At 43.8% G+C, this 2,211-nt stretch carries 2 protein-coding genes and 1 pseudogene; 2 read left to right on the top strand and 1 reads right to left on the bottom strand.

Annotated features, from left to right (window positions below):
• Together ACESK1_RS12135 and ACESK1_RS12130 are read left to right on the top strand one after the other, a co-directional pair.
• Positions 1-756, top strand: a 756-nt coding sequence (locus ACESK1_RS12135) for a zinc-binding dehydrogenase (RefSeq protein WP_372920445.1), incomplete at its 5' end; no start/stop codon positions are given.
• Positions 757-900: 144 nt separating this feature from the next.
• A complete protein-coding gene (locus tag ACESK1_RS12130; RefSeq protein WP_372920444.1) occupies positions 901-1,938 on the top strand; it encodes a formylglycine-generating enzyme family protein in 1,038 nt (345 codons plus the stop codon).
• Here ACESK1_RS12130 and ACESK1_RS12125 read toward each other — a convergent pair.
• Positions 1,935-2,211, bottom strand: a pseudogene (locus ACESK1_RS12125) (nuclear transport factor 2 family protein); the annotation flags it as partial. The gene ACESK1_RS12130 and the pseudogene ACESK1_RS12125 overlap by 4 nt on opposite strands.

The raw sequence follows: 2,211 nt of genomic DNA, 5'->3' as shown, positions 1-2,211 counted from the left end.
GTTGGCTGGCACGGCGGACATTGTTTCGAATGTGAACCCTGTCGCCGAGGCGATTTTATTAGCTGCGAAAATGCCCAGATCAGTGGGATTTCCTATGATGGAGGTTATGCAGAATATATGTGTGCCCCAAAAGAAGCTATTGCTGCTATTCCTGAAGAACTTTCTTCTGCTGAAGCCGCTCCCCTGCTCTGTGCGGGAATTACGGTTTTTAATGCCTTAAGAAATTCGGGGATTAAACCTGGAAATCTTGTAGCTGTACAGGGAATTGGTGGCCTGGGCCACCTGGCAGTTCAGTATGCTGCCAAAATGGGAATGCGAACGGTGGCAATTTCCACCAGTGACGATAAAAAAGATCTCGCCAAAGAACTCGGAGCACACCATTTCATCAATACAGATGAGAAAGATGCCGCCGAAGAATTACAAAAACTGGGAGGAGCAAAACTCATCCTGGCCACAGCACCTTATAGCAAAGCGATAACTTCGGTTATTGGAGGCCTGGGAACCGATGGAAAGTTACTCATGGTAGCGGCAACAGGCGACCCGATAGAAGTCTCGCCAATGGAATTATTGATGGGAAGAAAATCGGTAGCGGGATGGCCCAGCGGTACTGCTATGGATTCTGAAGATACTTTAAACTTCAGTGCATTAACCGGTACCAAACCCACCATTGAAGAATTTCCTCTGGATAAGGTGAATGAAGCCTATGACAGAATGATAAATAATAAAGCTCGTTTCCGGGTGGTATTGAAGCCATAAATTTTAGACAATTCGAGCGGAGTGGAGATATTTTTTCCCACTCCGCTCAATTTGCATTTATAAAATTATAATTGCCCAGACACTCTTCTGCGGAAGAATCTCAATATTATTCACTTTCTTATCTTAGCCGAAAGATTTTTGGTTATGCCCTTTTCCTCGAAATTTTCTCTTTCCCTTCTCTTTTTATTCCTAAGCTTCAGCAGTTGTAAAAATGTTGAATCCGACACCACTTCAGAAGAAATTTCAGAAAAAGCTTCAGAAGATACTTCCGAAGGCTTTCACGAGAGAATGATGGCAGAAATTGAAAATATCGAAGTGCGGGAAAATTCAGCAGCAACCAAAGGAATGGTAAAAGTTGAAGGTGGCACCTACACGATGGGCGGCAATTCCCAACAAGCCCGGCAGGATGAATTTCCTCAGCACCAAGAAACAATAAAAGATCTATGGGTTGACGAAACCGAGGTGACCAATGCGCAATTCCTGAGATTTATTGAAGCTACTGGCTATAAAACTACTGCTGAAAGAGAATTTAAAATTAATGGCAAAGCCTATTCCCCGGGAGCTATGGTTTTTGATCCTGAAAATCCTGAAGCCTGGTGGAAATTCGTGGAAGGGGCCAACTGGAAACATCCCGAAGGTCCGGATAGCTCAATAGAAGGAAAAGATAATTTACCCGTTGTCCAGATTTCCTGGTACGACGCCATGGCTTATGCCAAATGGGCCGGAAAACGCCTGCCCTCCGAAGCTGAGTTTGAGTACCTGGCGCGGGGAGGCAAAGAAAAACAGATATATCACTGGGGTGATGATTTTTCCAAAGCTCCGGATTTTGTAAACTTTCACCAGGGAAATTTCCCGGTTTCCAATTTTAAAATAGACAGTTTCGAAAAAGCTTCTCCGGTTAAAAGTTTTCCGGCCAATGATTTCGGACTTTACGATATTGCTGGAAATGCCTGGGAATGGTGCCTGGACACCTACTACCCCAACGCTTATAGTCGGCTTGAAAACAGAACCGGTGGTTATTTCAAGGAATATTTTAATTCCGAGCAGCATAAGGTGATTCGGGGCGGGTCATTTTTATGCAGCGAATCCTATTGCACGGGTTACCGTAACTCTGCCAGGATGAGCTCTACTCCAGACAGCAGCCTGGAACATCTTGGGTTTCGCTGTGTAAGAGATATTTAATCTTCCCGGCAACCATGCTTTTCCCGGGTGTCTACCAGGTAAATGATCTTCCACTCGTCTTCAACTTGCATTAGATGAAATGAATTCACCCCGCAATGACTAAATTCTCCATTCAGATAAAATGAAAAAGGCGTGGAAACATTCGCCATTTTTCCATGGACCGAAACATCAAAATCATGAAGTACCTCTTCAAATTTGGTGGTTTCAGGAATAGAAGTTATCCTGTTTATTAATTCGGAATAGGAGTAAGTAGTGAGCTTAGGTTCATTTTCT

It is taken from the genome of Salegentibacter sp., from assembly GCF_041642575.1.
GTDB lineage: Bacteria > Bacteroidota > Bacteroidia > Flavobacteriales > Flavobacteriaceae > Salegentibacter.
This window is presented reverse-complemented; position numbering and strand designations above follow the sequence as displayed.

What these genes read in the sequence shown, in the direction of transcription:
- ACESK1_RS12130 (WP_372920444.1), top strand. Translation starts at nt 901, where the DNA reads ATGCCCTTTTCCTCGAAATTTTCTCTTTCCCTTCTCTTTTTATTCCTA.